This window comes from Dietzia sp. UCD-THP, from assembly GCF_000349585.1.
Lineage (GTDB): Bacteria > Actinomycetota > Actinomycetes > Mycobacteriales > Mycobacteriaceae > Dietzia > Dietzia natronolimnaea_A.
This window is the reverse complement of the sequence record NZ_KB714651.1, coordinates 58,624-75,840: the sequence shown is the minus strand read 5'-3', so window position 1 is coordinate 75,840 and position 17,217 is coordinate 58,624. Positions and strand designations below refer to the sequence as shown.

Here is a 17,217-nt window from a genome sequence, read left to right as displayed (position 1 = left end):
CGCTACCGCAGGCTCCAGGGCCGGTTACTCTATGACGGTTCCTCACCACCGTCAGGAAGGTCTCCAGATGTCGCAGAGCACCGGGGCCCCGTCGCGGACCCCAGTAGGTGGGGCCGTCGACCGGTACTTCAAGATCAGCGAGCGCGGGTCGACCGTGTCCCGCGAGGTGCGCGGTGGGGTGGTCAGCTTCTTCGCGATGGCCTACATCATCGTGCTCAACCCGCTGATCCTCGGTTCGGGTGTCGACGTCGAGGGCAACCAGCTGTCGATCATCGAGATCGCCGCGGTCACCGCGTTCACCGCCGGGGTGATGACGGTGGCCTTCGGCGCGATCGCCCGCTATCCGTTCGCCTTCGCCACCGGCCTGGGCATCAACTCCCTCGTCGCGGTCACGATCGCCAGGCAGGTCACGTGGGCCGAGGCCATGGGGTTGATCGTCATCGAGGGCATCATTATCGTCATCCTCGCGGTGAGCGGGTTCCGCAAGGCCGTCTTCGACGCCATCCCCTCGGACCTCAAGGCCGCCATCGCGGTGGGCATCGGGCTGTTCATCGCCATGGTCGGCTTCGTCGACTCCGGCTTCGTGCGTCGACTCCCCGACGCCGCGGGCACCACGGTCCCGGTGGGACTGGGGATCGAGGGGTCGATCGCCTCGTGGCCGACCGCCGTGTTCGCCTTCGGGCTCCTGTTGTGCGGGATCCTAGTGGCCCGGCAGGTGCGCGGCGGCATCTTCATCGGCATCGTGGTCACCACCGTCCTGGCCATCATCGTCGAGGCGGTCGCGGACGCCGGCCCGTCCTTCGTAGACGGTGAGCCGTCCCCCACCGGATGGAACCTCGCGGTCCCGGGGATCCCCGAGACCCTGGGTGGGCTGCCCAACCTGTCCCTCATCGGGCAGGTGGATCTCTTCGGCGCGTTCGTCCGCATCGGCCCCCTGGCCGCCGGCCTGTTCGTCTTCACCCTGCTGCTCGCCAACTTCTTCGACGCCATGGGTACCTTCACCGGCCTGGGCAAAGAGGCCGGGCTCATGGACGAGAAGGGCAACCTGCCCAACATGAAGACCGCGCTCGTGGTCGAGGGCGTCGGGGCCGTCGCCGGTGGTTTCACCTCATCCTCCTCCAACACCGTCTTCCTCGAGTCGGCGACGGGTATCGCCGAGGGCGCCCGAACCGGACTGGCGAACATCGTCACCGGTGTCCTCTTCCTCGTCGCGATGTTCTTCACACCGCTCTACGAGGTCGTCCCCGTGGAGGCGGCCGCCCCCGCGCTCGTGGTGGTCGGCGCGCTCATGATGTCGCAGATCGTCAACATCGACTTCACGCGCTTCGCGATCGCGCTCCCGGCCTTCCTCACGATCGTCACCATGCCGTTCACCTACTCGATCGCCAACGGCATCGGCATCGGGTTCGTGGCCTGGGTCGTGATGGCCACCGCCACCGGCAAGGCCCGGTCCGTGCACCCGTTGCTGTGGGTGGTCGCGGCGGCGTTCCTCGTGTTCTTCGCGATCGGGCCCATCACCGACCTGCTGGCCTGAGCGGCGCGGGCAGTGCTCGTCGTCGACGTCTCCGATCCCGCCGATCCCCGGCTGGACGATCTCCGCGACCTCAACCACTCCGACCGCCGCCCCGACCTACCGGGCGGGCGGGGTCTGGTGATCGCGGAGGGCACCTACGTGGTGGGGCGGATGCTGCTGTCCCGGTTCCGCCCGCACGTCCTGCTGGGGACCGACGCGCGCCTGCGGCAACTGCGCCGTGAGGCGGCCGCCGAGGGCTGGGACGCCGACGAACGGGCCGCCGGAGCCGTGTACCTGCGCACGACCAAGGACGTGCTCGGCGAGGTGATCGGGTTCCGGTCCAGCCGCGACATCCTCGCCGCCGCCCACCGGCCGACCCCGCTCGAGGCCGACGCGGTCGTGGACGGTGCCCGGACCCTCGTGGTGCTCGAGGGGGTCAACGACCCCGAGAACCTGGGGGCGATCTTCCGCAACTGCGCGGCGCTCGGCGTCGACGGGGTGCTCTTCGGTGCCGCGACCGGGGACCCGCTCTACCGGCGCGTGGTGCGCGTGTCCATGGGCCATGTCCTGCGGCTGCCGTTCGCGCACCTGCCGGGGGCCCCCACCACCTGGCACCGCGCTCTCGGGAATCTGGGCGCGCAGGGTTTCCGCACGGTGGCGCTGACCCCCTCTGCCCAGGTGCCGCTCTCCCGCGCCGTCGACGCCGACAAGGTGGCCTTCGTCCTCGGGGCCGAGGGGCCGGGGCTCACCGAGCACGCGATGCGGGCGTGTGATGTGCGGGCGGCGATCCCCATGACCGCGGGAACGGATTCGCTCAACGTGGCCACGGCCGCGGCCGTGGCGTTCTACGAGCGGTCGCGCGGCTGAGCCCGGCGGGTACCTCGGCGTCGGGTGGTCAGCGTCGGGTGGTCAGCGTCGGTTCGCCAGGCGGCGGTTCATCGCACCGCCGGCGCGCCGGACGGCGTCACCGACGACGCCGGCGATCCTGCGGACGGCCCCGGTGACGGGCGAGGAGGCCCGCGCCACCGCGGGGACGAGCGGCGCCCGCTCGTAGTCGTCGTCGGCGTAGGGAGAAGCCGCACCGGCGTCCCTGCTTGCGGGGCGGGAGTCGCGTCGGCTGGCGGCGTGGAGTTCGGCGCGACCGGGAGAACCCACCACGTGCACCGCGGCGCCGGTGGGCGCGGTGCGTTGGCGGACCTCCCGTCGCCCGTCGGTGGCGAAGCCGTGCACGGGGACGTCGAGCCCGCCCGGCGACAGATCGAACCCCAGCCAGTCCCGGTGGGCGGCGTGGAGTAGCGACGACGGCGAGAACGGCAGCGCCAGCGGGGTGTCGTCGGCGCCCTCCGGCGGGAACTCACCCGCCCAGTAGGGCCGTTCGAACGGCAACGGCATGCCCTCGTCCTCGACGATCCGGTCGTCCGCCCCGGCGAACGAGCGCACCAGCCGACCCGATTCCCAGCGGGCGAACCCGCTGATCCCGTCGTCGGGGTCGTGCGAGAACATCAGGACCGTGGGGGCCTCGACCAGGCGTAGCCACGTCTCGTCGGTCGCGGAGGGCAGGACGGGCCGGTCGAGCTGGGTCTGCACAACGGTCAACCCGGGATACGACCCCACGTACACCTCACCGGGACCAGCGGATGCCGACCGGTTGAGGGGGAACATCCCCAGCGAGGCGAGAGTGACGGTCGGGTGGAGTCGGGAGAGCAGGCGCCGGGCGAACCCGGGGTCAGAGGGGTGGCCGGACCTGATGGGAGCGGACGGGTCGTCCGTTCCCACATACCAGAAGGTCGCGACGTGGTGGTCCATGGCGGGTCTCAGTCGTCCTTGCCACGGACGCCGAGCAGGACGTCCTCCCACGAGGGCATGGTCGGGTGCCGACGGGCGGTGCGGCGCTCGGGTCCGGCAGGCGGGTGCTGCAGGAAGTGGTCCTCGGCGGAGTCCCCGGTGTCTGCCGGCGCGGACTCGGGGGAGTGTCCGGCCGGGGCTGTCGACCTCTCCACCGGGGTGGCCTCCGACCCGCCGCGCGCGGGGCGGACGGGCGTCGGCACGGAGCGGATCGGCGGAGGTCCCGGCGGGAGCGGGGGCGGTGACGTCACGGTGCGCAGAGCCGTGGCGCGGGACGGATCGAGGAGTCGCTCGGCCTCGTCGTCCAGTGCCCGGGCGGACCCCCCGTGGGAGTCGGGGACGAACGACCAGGTCGCCGAGGCGTCGTCGGAGAGCCCGGCGGGCCAGGAGACCCGGACGATCCATCCACCGGCGCGGTCGCGCCAGGCGTCCCACGCGACGACGTCCGGGTCGACGCCGCGGTGATCGAGGGCGGCGGCGACCCTGTCGGCGAGGGTGTCGAGTGCGGGCCCGTCCGGGAGGACCGGGTGCGACGACCGCGCGAGCTCGGCCGCGGTCGCGCGCTCCAGGAGCACGGGGACGGCGAACCCCTCGATCCGGGACATCGGGACCCCGGCGTCGGCGGCCACGTCCTCGGGGGAGGCGCCGTGCCGGATCCGGTCCTGGATCTCGCGCGGGCGCAGCGTGCCCGTCACGGGCACGCTCCGGGAGGCCTCGGGGGTCACGGCTTCTCCGCGGGCGGCGGCACGGAACCTGTCGTCGAGGGGGAGGGCCAGCGTCTCGCCCGAGTCGGGGAGCTCACACTCGACCACGGCCGAGTCGGCGTCCACCCCGATGATCCTCAGCTTCCGCATACCGCCTCCTCGACTCCTCGCGGTCCCCTGGGCGGCTCGAACGGCGCGCTCCCGGGCCCCGGGCGTTCCCACCATCGTAGGTCAGCGCAGCCCACCCGGCGTCGTGACGGGCCGGGTGGGCTGCGGAATAGTCGTGGGCCGGGGGTCAGCCGAGCTGGCCCACCACGTGGTCGATGCACCGGGTCAGTTGCGAGACGTCCTCGGGGTCGATCGCCGGGAACATGCCGATGCGGAGCTGGTTGCGGCCGAGCTTGCGGTACGGCTCGGTGTCGAGGATGCCGTTCGCCCGCAGGGTCTTGGCGACCAGCGCGGCGTCGATCGACTCGTCGAGGTCGATGGTCCCGACGACCTGTGAGCGGTGGGCGGGCTCGGTGACGAACGGAGTGGCGTACTCGCTGGCCTCGGCCCAGTCGTACAGGCGGGAGGACGAGTCCCGGGTGCGCGCCACGCACCAGTCCAGACCGCCCTGGGTGTTCATCCACTCGATCTGGTCGGCGAACATCAGCAGGGTGGCCACGGCCGGGGTGTTGTACGTCTGGTTCTTGGAGGAGTTGTCCACCGCGGTGGGGAGCGAGAGGAAGTCCGGGCACCACCGGTCGGTGGCCGCGATCTCGGCCACGCGCTCGAGCGCGGCCGGGCTCATGACCGACACCCAGATGCCACCGTCGGAGGCGAAGCATTTCTGCGGCGCGAAGTAGTAGACATCGGCGTCTGAGATGTCGACGGGAAGCCCGCCGGCCCCGGAGGTGGCGTCGATCGCGACGAGGGCGTTCTCCGAGCCCGCCGGGCGGGTCACCGGCACCATCACGCCCGTGGAGGTCTCGTTGTGGGCCCAGCCGATGAGGTCCACGGACGGGTCCGAGGTGGGATCGGGAGCCGACCCCGGCTCGGCCGAGACCACGATCGGGTCGGCGAGGAACGGCGCCCCGCCGGTGACCTTGGCGAACTTCGAGGAGAACTCACCGTAGGTCAGGTGGAGGGACTTCTCGCGGACCAGACCGAACGCCGCGGCGTCCCAGAACGCGGTGGTGCCACCGTTGCCCAACACGACCTCGTAGCCCTCGGGGAGGGAGAACAGGGAGGACAGTCCCTCGCGGACCCGGCCGACGACGTCCTTCACCGGCGCCTGGCGGTGGCTGGTGCCCATCACCGAGGTGGCGGCGGCGGAGACGGCCTCGATCTGCTCGGGGCGGACCTTGGACGGGCCGCAGCCGAACCGCCCGTCCGCGGGCTTGAGGTCGGCGGGGATGGTGGGCAGCTGATCGCTCATGCTCTTGGGGTGCCGTTCCTTGTGGTGGGATTCTCGGTGGTGGGATTCTCGATCGCCACCATCCTAGTCGGGGGCGCGTCGGGCCCGGAGTAGCGTCTGGGACATGGGCGATCCCACACTCGAACCGGCCGACTTCGACACGATGCGCGTCGGATACGGCCTGCACCCCAGCCTGGACGTGGGGGATCTGCACGACGGCTGGCTACCGCTCTTCGCCGCGTGGCTCGAGGAGGCCGGCCACCGGGGTGTGCGCGAGCCCAACGCGATGGTCCTCGGCACGGTCGGCGTCGACGGCAGGCCGTCGACCCGGACGGTGCTGTGCAAGGGTGCGGACGACCGGGGCCTGACGTTCTTCACCACGATGAGTTCCCGGAAGGGTGCGCAGTTGGCGCGCTCCGGGTACGCCTCGGCGACGTTCCCGTGGTTGACGGTGGAACGCCAGGTCCACGTCGAGGGGCGGTGCAGTCCACTGGACCGGGCGGAGAGCCTGGCGTACTGGCGCACGCGTCCGAGGGGGTCCCAGGTGGCGGCGTGGGCGTCGGAGCAGTCCCAGCCCGTGGGTGGGGTCGAGGAGTTGAACGCGCTCTACGAGGTCGCCGAGGAGCGCCTCGCGGACGTAGAGGAGATCCCGATGCCCGACCGGTGGGGTGGATACCGGCTGCGCCCGGACCGTGTCGAGTTCTGGCAGGGGGGCCGGGACCGGTTCCATGACCGGGTGGAATGCCTCCGGGGACAGGACGGGTGGACGGTCCGGCGGCTGCAACCCTGACCCGCTGACGGGTCCGGGATGCGGGTAGACGCCCCGGGCGGGCGCGGCCCGGGGGGAGCGGACCGGTGCACGCTTCTGAGCGCGGGCGACCCTCACGGTAGGGTGTGGCACAGCACATTCGTGGCGGGAGATGCCGCCGGGACCAGTCGTCGGAGAGGGAATCGCGTGACCGCAGGCTCGAACGGTTCGGACCGCAAGGCAACACTGTCCTACCCCGGCGGTGAGCTCGGGCTCGACGTGGTGGACGCGACCTGCGGAAGCGACGCGGTGCAGTTGGGTTCGCTGCTGGCCAAGACGGGGATGACCACCCTGGACGTCGGGTTCGTCAACACCTCCGCCTGCACCTCCTCGATCACCTACATCGACGGCAACGAGGGCATCCTGCGGCACCGCGGGTACCCGATCGACCAGCTCGCCGACAACGCCTCGTTCCTCGAGGTCTCCTACCTGCTCATCTACGGCGAGGACCCGACGGAGGCCCAGCTCGCGGAGTTCACCGAGAAGGTGCTCGGGGAGACAATGCTGCCCGGTCAGATGATGCCGCTGCTGCAGGCGTTCCCGCTGGACACCCACCCGATGCCCGTCTTCTCCGCCGGCGTGAGCCTGTTCGGGACCCACGGGGACGACCTCGACATCGACGACCCCAAGGCCGTGGACCTGGCCACCGCCCGGCTGCTGGGCCGCGGCCCGACGCTCGCCGCCGCCATCGAGCGCATCCGACGCGGCCATGACGCCGTCGATCCGGACCCCTCGCTCGGATACGTCCGCAACTTCCTCCGTATGACGTTCGGGCCGGACTACGAGATCACCGACGAGATCGCCGACGCCCTCGACATGCTGCTCGTCCTCCACGCAGACCACGAGCAGAACTGCTCCACCTCGACCGTCCGCATGGTCGGGTCCTCCGAGGCGCCGTTGTACGCCTCCATCACCGGTGGAATCAACGCCCTGTACGGGCCGCTGCACGGTGGGGCCAATCAGGCCGTGCTCGAGATGCTCGAGCGCATCGAGTCGGAGGGCGGCGACGCCACCGATTACATGGATCGCGTGAAGAACAAGGTGGACGGCGTCAAGCTGATGGGCTTCGGCCACCGCGTCTACAAGAGCTACGACCCGCGCGCCCAGATCGCGAAGAAGCATGCGCACGCCCTGCTGTCGCAGAGCAACGACCCCCTTCTCGAGATCGCGCTCAAGCTCGAGGAGACCGCGCTGGCCGACGACTACTTCGTCGAGCGCAAGCTCTACCCGAACGTGGACTTCTACACGGGCCTCATCTACCGCGCGATGGGCTTCCCCACCGAGATGTTCACCGTGTTGTTCGCGCTCGGCCGGATGCCGGGGTGGATCGCGCACTGGCGCGAGATGCGCGAGGATCCGTCCACCAAGATCAACCGCCCGCGCCAGGTCTACACCGGTCCGGCCGAGCGGAGCTTCACCCCGATCAGCCAGCGCTGAGCCCGGGAACCGGACTCCAGGAGGAGACACCATGGACAAGCCCGAGATCGACAGGCCGACCGGCCCCGCACCCACTGACCTCGTCAGCGAGGACCTCGCGGTCGGAGAGGGCGCCGAGGCGGTGGCCGGCGGTAACGTCACCGTCCACTACGTCGGTGTCGACTACGAGACCGGCGAGCAGTTCGACTCCTCGTGGGACCGGGGCGAGTCCATCACGTTCCCCCTCAACGGCCTCATCCAGGGTTGGCAGGAGGGCATCCCGGGCATGAAGGTCGGGGGCCGCCGTCAGCTGGTCATCCCGCCGGACAAGGCCTACGGGACCTCCGCGGCCCTGCACCCGCTCGGCGGCAAGACCCTGGTGTTCGTCATCGATCTGCTCGACGCCTGAGACGGTCCCGCGTCCCACCCGACGCCCCGTCCTCCATCCGGAGGGCGGGGCGTCGTGGTGCGGGGCGCGCCGTCTGTGCACACCTAGTCCGCCTGTCGGAGGAACGGGGTGAGTGCGTCGAGCACGGCGGGGTCCTCGATCGTCGACGGGACCGTGACGTCCTCCTGCCCGTCCGCGATCTGCCGCATCGTCTTGCGCAGGATCTTGCCCGAGCGGGTCTTGGGCAGGCCCTGCACGACCGTGCAGTCGCGGAAGGTGGCCACCGCGCCGATCTCCTCGCGGACCATCGCCACCAACTCGGCCCGCAACTCCTCGGGATCACGTACCTCACCGGACTTGAGGACCACGTACCCGACCGGCCGCTGGCCCTTGAGCTCGTCCTTCACACCGATGACGGCGGCCTCGGCCACCGCGGGGTGGGTGGCGATCACGGCCTCCATGGAGCCCGTCGACAACCGGTGGCCGGCGACGTTGATGACGTCGTCGGTCCGGCCCATCACGTAGACGTAGCCGTCGGAGTCGATGTACCCGCCGTCCCCGGTGGAGTAGTACCCGTCGAAGACGGACATGTACGAGGAGATGAACCTCTCGTCGTCGTCCCACAGCCCCGACAGGGTGCCCGGCGCCATCGGCAACCGGATCGCCAGGTTGCCCTCCTCCCCGGCGAGTAGTTCGGTGCCCCCGGAGTCCAGGACGCGGAGGTCGTACCCGGGCACGGGCACGGTGGGGGACCCGGCCTTGATCGGCATCGGCTCGAGACCGCGCAGATTGGAGGCGATGGGCCAGCCCGTCTCAGTCTGCCACCAGTTGTCCACCACGGGTGTGCCCAGATTCTCGGTGGCCCATCGATGGGTGTCGGGATCCAGTCGCTCGCCCGCACAGAACAGGGTGCGCATGGTGGACAGGTCGTACCGGGCGATCTCCCGGCCCTCCGGGTCCTCCTTGCGGATGGCGCGGACGGCCGTGGGCGCGGTGAACAGCGCGGTGGCCCCGTGCTCGGCGATAACCCGCCAGAACGCGCCGGCATCCGGGGTGCCGACGGGTTTGCCCTCGTAGATGATGGACGTCGCGCCCACCAGCAGCGGGCCGTAGACGATGTACGAGTGCCCCACGACCCAACCGACGTCCGAGGCCGTCCACCAGACCTCGCCGGGGCGGATCCCGTAGACGTTCCACATCGACCACGTCAGCGCGACGGCGTGGCCACCGTTGTCCCGCACCACGCCCTTGGGCAGGCCCGTGGTCCCGGAGGTGTACAGGATGTAGAGCGGGTCCGTCGCGGCGACGGGGACGGGCCCGGCGGGGTCCGACCCCGCGACCGCCTCGTCCCAGTCGGTCCAGGTGGTGCCGGGGGTCTCGGGAAAGGTCTTGTCCGGGAATTGGTCAGGTCGGCCGGCGACGATCACAGCGCCCGGCGTGTGGCGGGCGAGACCCAGGGCTTTGGCGACCATGGGGAAGTAGGGGACCTTGCGGGTGGGTTCGATTCCGCCGGGCGAGGTCACCACGACCTTCGGTCGGGCGTCGTCGATGCGGATGGCCAGCTCCGGCGCGGCGAAACCCCCGAAGACGACGGAGTGCACGGCGCCGATCCGGGCGCACGCGAGCATCGCCACGGCTGCCCGGGGAACCATGGGCATGTAGATCACGACCCGGTCGCCGTGGCCCACGCCCTCGGCGGTGAGCGCACCCGCGAAGGCCTCTACCTGCTCCAGCAACCGGGAATAGGTGATGGTCTCGGTGGCCCCGGTCACCGCCGAGTCGTAGATGAACGCGGCCTGGTCCCCCCGGCCCTCCTCGACGTGGCGGTCGAGGCAGTTGTAGGACGTGTTGAGCCGGCCGTCGGGGAACCAGCGGTAGAACGGAGGCCTCGACCCGTCGACCGCCGTCGTGGGGGGAGTGATCCAGTCGACGGCGCCGGCGGCCTCCAGCCAGAAGGCATCGGGATCGGTGATCGAGAGCCGGTGGGCCTCGGCGTAGGTCGACGAGGTCGTGGAGTCCGACATCGGTTGAGCCTCTCGTGCGGCGGTGCAGCCCCCGAATCAGTGCCGACGGCCTGTGACGCGATTCACCCTAGTCTCAGGCCGAGGTCCCGATATCGTGACATCCGCTCGGCATACCTCCGCTCGGGGGGACGTCGCCTGACCTCGACGAGAGCCGAGGCGACGGCGTCCGCCAGCCGGTCGCAGAAGGCGTCCGGTTCGTCCGCCGCGTCGGGTCGCTCGGGGACGACCACGTCGACGATCCCCGCCCGGAGGAGGTCGGTCGAGGTGATCCCCTGCGATCGCGCCACCTCGGGCGCCCGAGTGGTCTCGTGGTAGAGGATCGCGCTCGCCCCTTCGGGTGGGAGCGGGGCGAGCCACCCGTGTCGGGCGCACAACACCCGGTCGGCCGGGAGCATCGCCAACGCGGCACCGCCCGTGCCCTGGCCGAGGATCACCGAGACGGTCGGGGTGGGCAGCGTCACCAGATCGGCGAGGCTGCGGGCGATCTCGCCCGCGAGGCCACCCTCCTCGGCTTCACGGGACAACGCAGCGCCGCGGGTGTCGATGAGCAGGACCAGTGGGACCCCGACCTCGGCGGCGATCCGCATCCCCCGCCGCGCGGACCGCAGCGCGGACGGGCCGAGCGGGCTCGTCTCGTTCTCCGCGTCACGGTCCTGGGCCAGCACGACGGCCGCCTGGCCCCGGAACCGGGCGAGGGACAGCAGCAGGGACCCGCTGTCCTCGCCCTGCCCCGTGCCCGAGAGCGGGACCCGGTCCGGGGCGACACGTTCCAGGAAGGACCGGGCGCCGGGGCGGTCGGCGCGGCGGGAGCGGACGATGGCGTCCCACGCGTCCGGCGGTGCGGCGTCGTCGGTCTCCGGCTCGGGGACGGGACCGTGCGGCGGCGCCGGCTCGTCCTCGGACGGCGGGTCCTCACAGAGCACACGCAGTGCCCGGGCGGTGAGGTCGCGGACCCCCTCGGGAGGGAGCACGCCGTCGATCATCCCGCGGCGGGCGAGGTTCTCCGAGACCTGGACGCCCTCGGGGAAGGGCGCGTCGTAGAGCGCCTCGTAGACGCGCGGGCCGAGGAACCCGATCAGCGCGCGGGGTTCGGCGACGGAGACGTGGCCCAGCGAGCCCCAGGAGGCGAACACCCCTCCGGTGGTCGGATGGCGCAGGTACACCAGGTAGGGCAGTCCCGCCGACTTGTGCCCGGCGACGGCGGCGGAGATCTTGACCATCTGCAGGAAGGCGATGGTGCCCTCCTGCATGCGGGTCCCCCCCGACGTCGGGGAGGCCAGGATCGGCAGGCGTTCGGCGGTGGCGCGCTCGATCGCGGAGACGATCCGCTCGGCCGCCGCGATGCCGATCGATCCGGCCAGGAAGGCGAACTCGCAGGCGATGAACACCACGCGCCGACCCATCAGGGTCCCCTCGCCGGTGATGACGGACTCGTCCACCCCGGAGTCCCGCGCCGCGCGCTCGAGGGAGGCCTCGTAACCCGGGACCGAGTCGACCTGGGGCGAGCGCAGCGGAGCGGAGTCCCAGGACCGGAACGACCCGTCGTCGAGGACCATGTCGAGGATCTGCAGAGCTCCGGTTCGCGCCATGGACGCATCGTACGGTGGGCGCGTTCACCAGCAGGTATCGTCGGTCGCGGGGTGCAGGGTAGTACCCCCGCGGCGCACCGGACCGCGACGTACCAGGAGGCCCCGCCGCCATGATCGACACACGCAGGGACGGTTCCGTCGCCGTCGTCACCATCGACCGGCACAGCACCCGCAACGCCCTCGACGCGGAGGTGTGCACGGCCCTGCGGAAGGCGATCGAAGCCGCGGGTGCCGCGGCCGAGGGCGAGGACCCGGTCCGCGCGATCGTCGTGACGGGGGCGGGGACGGCCTTCTGCGCGGGAGCCGATCTGTCCGGCGGCGTGTACAACCTCAACTTCTACGACGCCCACGCGGGGATGCTCAGGGCGGTGGAGTCGGTGCCGGTCCCCGTGATCGCGGCCGTCAACGGGCCCGCCGTGGGCGCCGGGGTCCAGCTCGCCCTGGCCGCCGACCTCCGCGTGGTGGCACCCGGCGCGGTGTTCGCCGTCCCCGTCGTCAAGGTGGGCCTCGCGCTGGACAACTGGACGATCAAGCGGCTCGCCAACGTCGTCGGGGGCGGGCACGCGCGGTCGGTCCTCATGACCGCTCGTCCGGTCGGGGCGGAAGAGGCGGCCCGGATCGGGCTGGCCAACGAGATCGGCGGCCTGGACACCGCGATGGAGCTGGCGGCCGAGATCGCGCGGTTCGCCCCGCTCAGCCTCCGGCACATCAAGTCGGTGATCAACGACGACGACGCCCGGCTCCTGCCCCGCGAGGAGCACACCGAGCTGCAGCAACTGGCCTGGCACAGCGAGGACATGGCCGAGGCCCGCGCCGCCCGCGAGGAGAAGAGGCCTCCCGTGTTCCGCGGGAGATGACCTGACCGTCAGCGGGCCCGGACGGATATCATTCCAGCGCCCGGATCCCGCCGACGTGGCGAATGGCATACGCCCCGGGGACCGGTGACTGCAGGGGGAGAGCCGCGGATGGCCGCCAGGCACAGTGCGTCGACGCGAAGGGAGAGTTCGACGGCGCGCAGGGTCGTCCAGGTGGGGCTGGGGCTCCTGGCGGCGGTCCTCGTGATCGGGGTCGTGGTCGCGGGCCTGTCCAGGGCCGGGGTGGGAGGATTCTGCGTCGACGCTGCCGATGTCACCGTGGCCGCCGAGCCCGACATCCTCGCGCATGTCGAGACCCTCGCGGACGAGGCGGGGGGATGTCATGCGTACGAGGTCTCGGCGGTCTCGTCCGCCGACATGGCGGCTCGGGTCGCCGCCCGTCAGACCCTCCCGGACATCTGGGTCCCCGATTCGGCGATCCGGCTCGCTCAGCTCTCCCAGGACGTCCAGATCCCGTTCGAGACCGTTCTCAACTCCATCGCGTCGACCCCGGTGATCATCGCCTCGCGTGGGCCCGGGCCGGACATGCCCACGTGGACTTCGGCGCTCTCGATGCCGGGACTGGCGATGGGGGACCCGGTCCGGTCCGGTATCGCGGACGCCCCCATCCTCGCGGCGACCTCCGAGGTCGAGTCGATGCGCTCGACCTCGGAGGCGCTCGCCGCCTCCATGGCCGTGCTCGCGCAGGGCCGGGCGGGGCGCGCGGACGTGCCGCCGACCGCCCGCGAGCTGATCGACCGGGTGACGGTCGCGGGGGGCACCGCGATCGTGAGCGAGCAGAACGCCGAGAGGGCCCGACGTGACGCACCGGAGGCGGGCCTCGTCCTGACCGCCCCGCGCACCGGCGCGGTCTTCCTCGGGTACCCCCTCGCCGTCACCACCCAGGATCCGGTGCGCAGGGACGAGGTCGTCGGAGCGGCCGAGGAACTGCGTGCCGCCACCGGCTCGCCCGGGTTCACGTCCGGCCTCGCCGAGGACGGGTTCCGGCTCGCCGACAGGTCACCGCTCGCCGGCGGGGCCGGGGTCGGGGAGGTCGAGGCCCTGGTGGTCCGCGACCCGAACCGCCTGCACGGGGCACTCCAGCGATGGCGGCTGCTCGCCATGCCCGGACGGTCACTCGTCCTGGTGGACACCTCGGGCTCGATGGGGTTCGCCATGGCGGACACCGGGGTCACCCGGATCCGGACACTCGTCGAGACCGCCGACGCGGGACTCGCGCGGTTCCCCGACGACGCCGCCCTCGGCCTGTGGGCCTTCGGTGGGGACGCGGGTCTGGACGGGCGCCCCTACCGCGAGGTCGCCCCGCTCACCCGCCTCGACGCCCCCACCCCCGAGGGGAGCCACCGCGATTCGCTTGCCGGCGCCCTGGCGTCGCTCCCCGGGCTGGTCGGCGGGGGGACGGATCTCCACCGGACCGTGCTCGACGCCTACGCGGCGGTCCGGTCGGGCTACGACCCCGACATGATCAACTCGATCATCGTGATCTCCGACGGGGCCAACGACACGGTGTCGGAGCTGACCCGGGACGACTTCCTCCTCGCACTCCGGGGCATGGTCGACCCGTCCGAGCCGGTGATCGTGGTGACCGTCGGCCTGCTCGACGACGCCGACCCGGAAACCCTGGCCGAGATCGCCCGGGTGACCGGGGGGAGCAGTCATGTCGCGCAGACGACCGATGAGATCGTCCGGGTGTTCGCCGACGCCGTCGGTCGACGGGGCGGTGCCTGACCCCGACGTCGGCGCCGACCCCCCCGGATGAGGTGGCTTCGCCCCCCGATAGGGGTGGTGTCACCACCGCGTTTGCCTCCGTCGCCCCCCCGGGGCGGATTGGCCTCGGCAAAGGCTTGTGTCCCGTGTCACACTTCTTCCGTCCAAATCTGTGAGGCCCATCACTACAGCGGTGCGGCTCGAGACAATTGAAACGGAGGACCTCCGTGTCCCAGCCAGCTGATCTCCCGGTGGGAGGATCGTCGCGACGCAGCCCGGAGCCGGCTGACTTCGAGGCGATGCATTCCAGCCCGGAATTCCAGGAGTTGCGCAGCAAGTTCAGGGCGTTCGTCTTCCCCATGACGATCGCCTTCCTCGTCTGGTACTTCCTGTACGTGCTCCTGGCGGTCTACGCGACCGACTTCATGGCGACCAAGGTCTTCGGGAACATCACCTGGGGGCTGATCATCGGGTTGGCGCAGTTCGTCACCACGTTCCTCATCACGTTCCTCTACATCCGGTTCGCCAACCGGGTGGTCGATCCCCGCGCGGAAGCGATCCGCCACGAGCTGGAAGGTGAGGTGGCCTGATGGGCGACTGGCTGTACAACATCCGCGAGCTCGCCCCCGGTGAGCAGGTCGGCAGCACGCTGCTCAACATGGTCGTGTTCGGGATCTTCATCGTCGTGACCATGACCCTCGTCCTCCGGGCGTCCAAGTCGACCAAGTCGACCAAGGACTTCTACACGGGTGGCTCCAGCTTCACGGGCCCGCAGAACGGGTTCGCCATCGCCGGCGACTATCTGTCGGCCGCGTCGTTCCTGGGCATCGCCGGCGCGATCGCCATCAACGGCTACGACGGCTTCCTCTACTCCATCGGGTTCCTGGTGGCCTGGCTGGTCGCCCTGATGCTGGTCGCCGAGCTGATGCGCAACACCGGTCGGTTCACCATGGCGGACGTGCTCAGCTTCCGGCTCCAGCAGCGACCCGTCCGTATGGCCGCCGCACTGGCGACCCTGGCGGTCTGCCTGTTCTACCTCATCGCGCAGATGGCCGGCGCCGGTGGCCTGGTGGCCCTGCTGCTCAACATCAACGACTCCACCGGGCAGGCGATCGTCGTGGCCGCCGTCGGCATCCTGATGATCGTCTACGTGCTGGTCGGTGGCATGAAGGGCACCACGTACGTGCAGATGGTCAAGGCAGTCCTCCTCGTCGGTGGCGTGCTGATCATGTGCCTGTTCGTGCTGGTGGCCGTGCGGGGCAACTTCTCGGCGCTCCTCGGTGAGGCCGTCGCGAACTCCGGGAAGGACCTCCTCCAGCCCGGCCTGCAGTACGGCGCCACCGAGACCAGCAAGCTCGACTTCATCTCCCTGTCGATCGCCCTGGTCTTCGGTACCGCCGGCCTGCCCCACGTGTTGATGCGCTTCTACACGGTCCCCACCGCCAAGGAGGCCCGCCGGTCGGTCACCTGGGCGATCGCTCTCATCGGGTCGTTCTACCTGTTCACCCTGGTCCTCGGTTTCGGTGCCGCGGCGATGGTGGGGCCGGAGGTGATCGAGGCGGCGCCCGGTGGCGTGAACTCGGCGGCCCCGCTGCTGGCCTTCGCGCTCGGTGGCGAAATCTTCCTCGGCATCATCTCGGCCGTCGCCTTCGCGACGATCCTCGCGGTGGTCGCGGGTCTGGCCATCACGGCCTCGGCGTCGTTCGCACACGACATCTACAACGGCGTGATCAAGCACGGGAAGGCGACGGAGAAGGCCCAGTTGCGGGTGTCGCGGATCACCGTCGTGGTGATCGGTATCGCCTCCATCATCATGGGGATCGGCGCCATGGGGCAGAACATCGCCTTCCTCGTGGCCCTGGCGTTCGCCATCGCGGCCTCGGCGAACCTGCCGACCATCCTCTACTCGCTGTTCTGGAAGCGGTTCAACACCACGGGCGCGCTGTTCTCGATGTATGGCGGCCTGATCAGCACGCTCGTGCTGATCGCGCTCTCGCCCGCGGTCTCGGGCGGCCCGAAGTCGATGATCACCAGTGTCGACTTCTCGTTGTTCCCGCTGTCTAACCCGGGCATCGTGTCGATCCCGCTGGCGTTCCTGCTCGGGATCATCGGCACCTTCCTCGGCAAGAAGGACGAGTTCCCGGAGAAGCGGGTCGAGATGGAGGTCCGTTCCCTCACTGGTGTCGGTGTGGAGAAGACGATCAGCCACTGATCCCACTCGTCCGCACGGACCCGACACCGGCCCGCCCGACCGTGAAGACGGTCGGGCGGGCCGGCCTCGTCGACCGGGCCGTTCGGCCGGGCCGCACCCCGGCAGGCGAGAAGTCGGTGGACAAAGGGACTACCCTCGATGACCACCACACCGATTCGGAGGCGGTAGAAGAATGTATCCCGGACAGGACGACCAGACGCGGCGCATGGGCCAGCCCGACTCGCGCGCGTACTCGCAGATGGGCGGGGACCCTGGGTACGACGAGCCCTACGCGAACGACGCCGGGTACCAGGAGCGCCGGGCGCCCCGCGGTCCGGCGATCGACATGGGCAAGTTCCTGGGCAGCGTCGCGGCCACGGCTCTCGTGGCGGCGATCGCCGGGTGGTTGATCGCCTGGGTGGTGGACGCGGCGTTCGGCAGGTTCGGCCACCAGTGGGCCAACGGCGGCAACACCCCCACCATGTACGCCGTCTACGGGGCGGTGGCCGCGATCCTGGCCGGGCTCCTCTGGTACCTGCTGCTCGTCGGCACCGCCAACCCGCAGCAGTTCTTCTCGTGGACCGTGGGGTTGCTGATCATCGCGGCCGTGGCTCTGCCGCTCCTGGTGACGGTCCCGTTCCTCGACGGGGTGGCCGCCGCGATAGTCCACCTGTTCATCGGCCTGCCGATCCTGGCGTTGACCGGGGCGTTCGCCGCGACTCTGCGACGCTGATCGCCCGAGACGGATCAAGCCCGCT

The 17,217-nt window shown here is 70.8% G+C and carries 15 protein-coding genes; 10 read left to right on the top strand and 5 right to left on the bottom strand.

Annotated features, from left to right (window positions below; genetic code table 11):
• Positions 1-67: 67 nt before the first annotated feature.
• Positions 68-1,534 carry an NCS2 family permease gene (locus tag H483_RS31200; RefSeq protein WP_017837248.1) on the top strand — a complete coding sequence of 489 codons (1,467 nt, stop codon included), beginning with the start codon at positions 68-70 and terminating at the stop codon, positions 1,532-1,534.
• 12 nt (positions 1,535-1,546) lie between these two features.
• On the top strand, positions 1,547-2,380 hold the full coding sequence (locus H483_RS31195; protein ID WP_017837247.1) for an RNA methyltransferase: 834 nt from the start codon (positions 1,547-1,549) through the stop codon (positions 2,378-2,380).
• A gap of 42 nt (positions 2,381-2,422) precedes the next feature.
• Here H483_RS31195 and H483_RS31190 read toward each other — a convergent pair whose 3' ends face one another.
• From H483_RS31190 to serC, 3 genes are all read right to left on the bottom strand, one after another.
• The gene (locus tag H483_RS31190) at positions 2,423-3,319 is read right to left on the bottom strand and encodes a hypothetical protein (RefSeq protein WP_017837246.1); all 897 of its coding nucleotides are present in this window, start codon (positions 3,317-3,319) and stop codon (positions 2,423-2,425) included.
• Between the two features lie 8 nt (positions 3,320-3,327).
• Positions 3,328-4,212, bottom strand: a complete 885-nt coding sequence (gene sepH, locus H483_RS31185; protein ID WP_017837245.1) for a septation protein SepH — start codon at positions 4,210-4,212, stop codon at positions 3,328-3,330.
• A gap of 145 nt (positions 4,213-4,357) precedes the next feature.
• A complete protein-coding gene (gene serC, locus H483_RS31180) occupies positions 4,358-5,482 on the bottom strand; it encodes a phosphoserine transaminase (RefSeq protein WP_017837244.1) in 1,125 nt (374 codons plus the stop codon).
• A 103-nt stretch (positions 5,483-5,585) separates the two neighbouring features.
• On the opposite strand from serC, the gene pdxH reads away from it, so the two are divergent.
• From pdxH to H483_RS31165, 3 genes are all read left to right on the top strand, one after another.
• Positions 5,586-6,251, top strand: a complete 666-nt coding sequence (gene pdxH, locus H483_RS31175; RefSeq protein ID WP_017837243.1) for a pyridoxamine 5'-phosphate oxidase — start codon at positions 5,586-5,588, stop codon at positions 6,249-6,251.
• A 165-nt stretch (positions 6,252-6,416) separates the two neighbouring features.
• Positions 6,417-7,706, top strand: coding sequence for a citrate synthase (locus tag H483_RS31170; RefSeq protein ID WP_017837242.1), 1,290 nt, complete (start codon positions 6,417-6,419; stop codon positions 7,704-7,706).
• A 31-nt stretch (positions 7,707-7,737) separates the two neighbouring features.
• The gene (locus H483_RS31165) at positions 7,738-8,094 is read left to right on the top strand and encodes an FKBP-type peptidyl-prolyl cis-trans isomerase (RefSeq protein ID WP_017837241.1); all 357 of its coding nucleotides are present in this window, start codon (positions 7,738-7,740) and stop codon (positions 8,092-8,094) included.
• An 83-nt stretch (positions 8,095-8,177) separates the two neighbouring features.
• Here the strand turns inward: H483_RS31165 and H483_RS31160 are convergent, their stop codons facing one another.
• Together H483_RS31160 and H483_RS31155 are read right to left on the bottom strand one after the other, a co-directional pair.
• The gene (locus tag H483_RS31160) at positions 8,178-10,097 is read right to left on the bottom strand and encodes a propionyl-CoA synthetase (protein WP_017837240.1); all 1,920 of its coding nucleotides are present in this window, start codon (positions 10,095-10,097) and stop codon (positions 8,178-8,180) included.
• Between the two features lie 62 nt (positions 10,098-10,159).
• Complete coding sequence (locus H483_RS31155; protein WP_017837239.1) at positions 10,160-11,686, bottom strand: carboxyl transferase domain-containing protein; 1,527 nt, start codon at positions 11,684-11,686, stop codon at positions 10,160-10,162.
• A 110-nt stretch (positions 11,687-11,796) separates the two neighbouring features.
• Between H483_RS31155 and H483_RS31150 the strand changes: the two genes are divergently transcribed.
• From H483_RS31150 to H483_RS31130, 5 genes are all read left to right on the top strand, one after another.
• Positions 11,797-12,543 (top strand): enoyl-CoA hydratase, encoded by a 747-nt coding sequence (locus H483_RS31150; protein ID WP_017837238.1) that lies wholly within the window; start codon positions 11,797-11,799, stop codon positions 12,541-12,543.
• A 108-nt stretch (positions 12,544-12,651) separates the two neighbouring features.
• The gene (locus H483_RS31145) at positions 12,652-14,289 is read left to right on the top strand and encodes a VWA domain-containing protein (RefSeq protein ID WP_081615197.1); all 1,638 of its coding nucleotides are present in this window, start codon (positions 12,652-12,654) and stop codon (positions 14,287-14,289) included.
• 278 nt (positions 14,290-14,567) lie between these two features.
• A complete protein-coding gene (locus H483_RS31140) occupies positions 14,568-14,858 on the top strand; it encodes a DUF485 domain-containing protein (protein ID WP_042329896.1) in 291 nt (96 codons plus the stop codon).
• The gene (locus H483_RS31135) at positions 14,858-16,480 is read left to right on the top strand and encodes a cation acetate symporter (protein ID WP_017837235.1); all 1,623 of its coding nucleotides are present in this window, start codon (positions 14,858-14,860) and stop codon (positions 16,478-16,480) included. Before H483_RS31140 ends, H483_RS31135 begins: the two co-directional genes overlap by 1 nt.
• A gap of 172 nt (positions 16,481-16,652) precedes the next feature.
• Complete coding sequence (locus H483_RS31130) at positions 16,653-17,192, top strand: hypothetical protein (RefSeq protein ID WP_017837234.1); 540 nt, start codon at positions 16,653-16,655, stop codon at positions 17,190-17,192.
• The last annotated feature ends 25 nt before the right edge of the window (positions 17,193-17,217 follow it).

What these genes read in the sequence shown, in the direction of transcription:
- serC (WP_017837244.1), bottom strand. Translation starts at nt 5,482, where the DNA reads ATGAGCGATCAGCTGCCCACCATCCCCGCCGACCTCAAGCCCGCGGAC.
- H483_RS31150 (WP_017837238.1), top strand. Translation starts at nt 11,797, where the DNA reads ATGATCGACACACGCAGGGACGGTTCCGTCGCCGTCGTCACCATCGAC.
- H483_RS31160 (WP_017837240.1), bottom strand. Translation starts at nt 10,097, where the DNA reads ATGTCGGACTCCACGACCTCGTCGACCTACGCCGAGGCCCACCGGCTC.
- H483_RS31140 (WP_042329896.1), top strand. Translation starts at nt 14,568, where the DNA reads ATGCATTCCAGCCCGGAATTCCAGGAGTTGCGCAGCAAGTTCAGGGCG.
- H483_RS31190 (WP_017837246.1), bottom strand. Translation starts at nt 3,319, where the DNA reads ATGGACCACCACGTCGCGACCTTCTGGTATGTGGGAACGGACGACCCG.
- H483_RS31135 (WP_017837235.1), top strand. Translation starts at nt 14,858, where the DNA reads ATGGGCGACTGGCTGTACAACATCCGCGAGCTCGCCCCCGGTGAGCAG.
- H483_RS31145 (WP_081615197.1), top strand. Translation starts at nt 12,652, where the DNA reads ATGGCCGCCAGGCACAGTGCGTCGACGCGAAGGGAGAGTTCGACGGCG.
- H483_RS31200 (WP_017837248.1), top strand. Translation starts at nt 68, where the DNA reads ATGTCGCAGAGCACCGGGGCCCCGTCGCGGACCCCAGTAGGTGGGGCC.
- H483_RS31165 (WP_017837241.1), top strand. Translation starts at nt 7,738, where the DNA reads ATGGACAAGCCCGAGATCGACAGGCCGACCGGCCCCGCACCCACTGAC.
- H483_RS31130 (WP_017837234.1), top strand. Translation starts at nt 16,653, where the DNA reads ATGTATCCCGGACAGGACGACCAGACGCGGCGCATGGGCCAGCCCGAC.
- pdxH (WP_017837243.1), top strand. Translation starts at nt 5,586, where the DNA reads ATGGGCGATCCCACACTCGAACCGGCCGACTTCGACACGATGCGCGTC.
- H483_RS31155 (WP_017837239.1), bottom strand. Translation starts at nt 11,686, where the DNA reads ATGGCGCGAACCGGAGCTCTGCAGATCCTCGACATGGTCCTCGACGAC.
- sepH (WP_017837245.1), bottom strand. Translation starts at nt 4,212, where the DNA reads ATGCGGAAGCTGAGGATCATCGGGGTGGACGCCGACTCGGCCGTGGTC.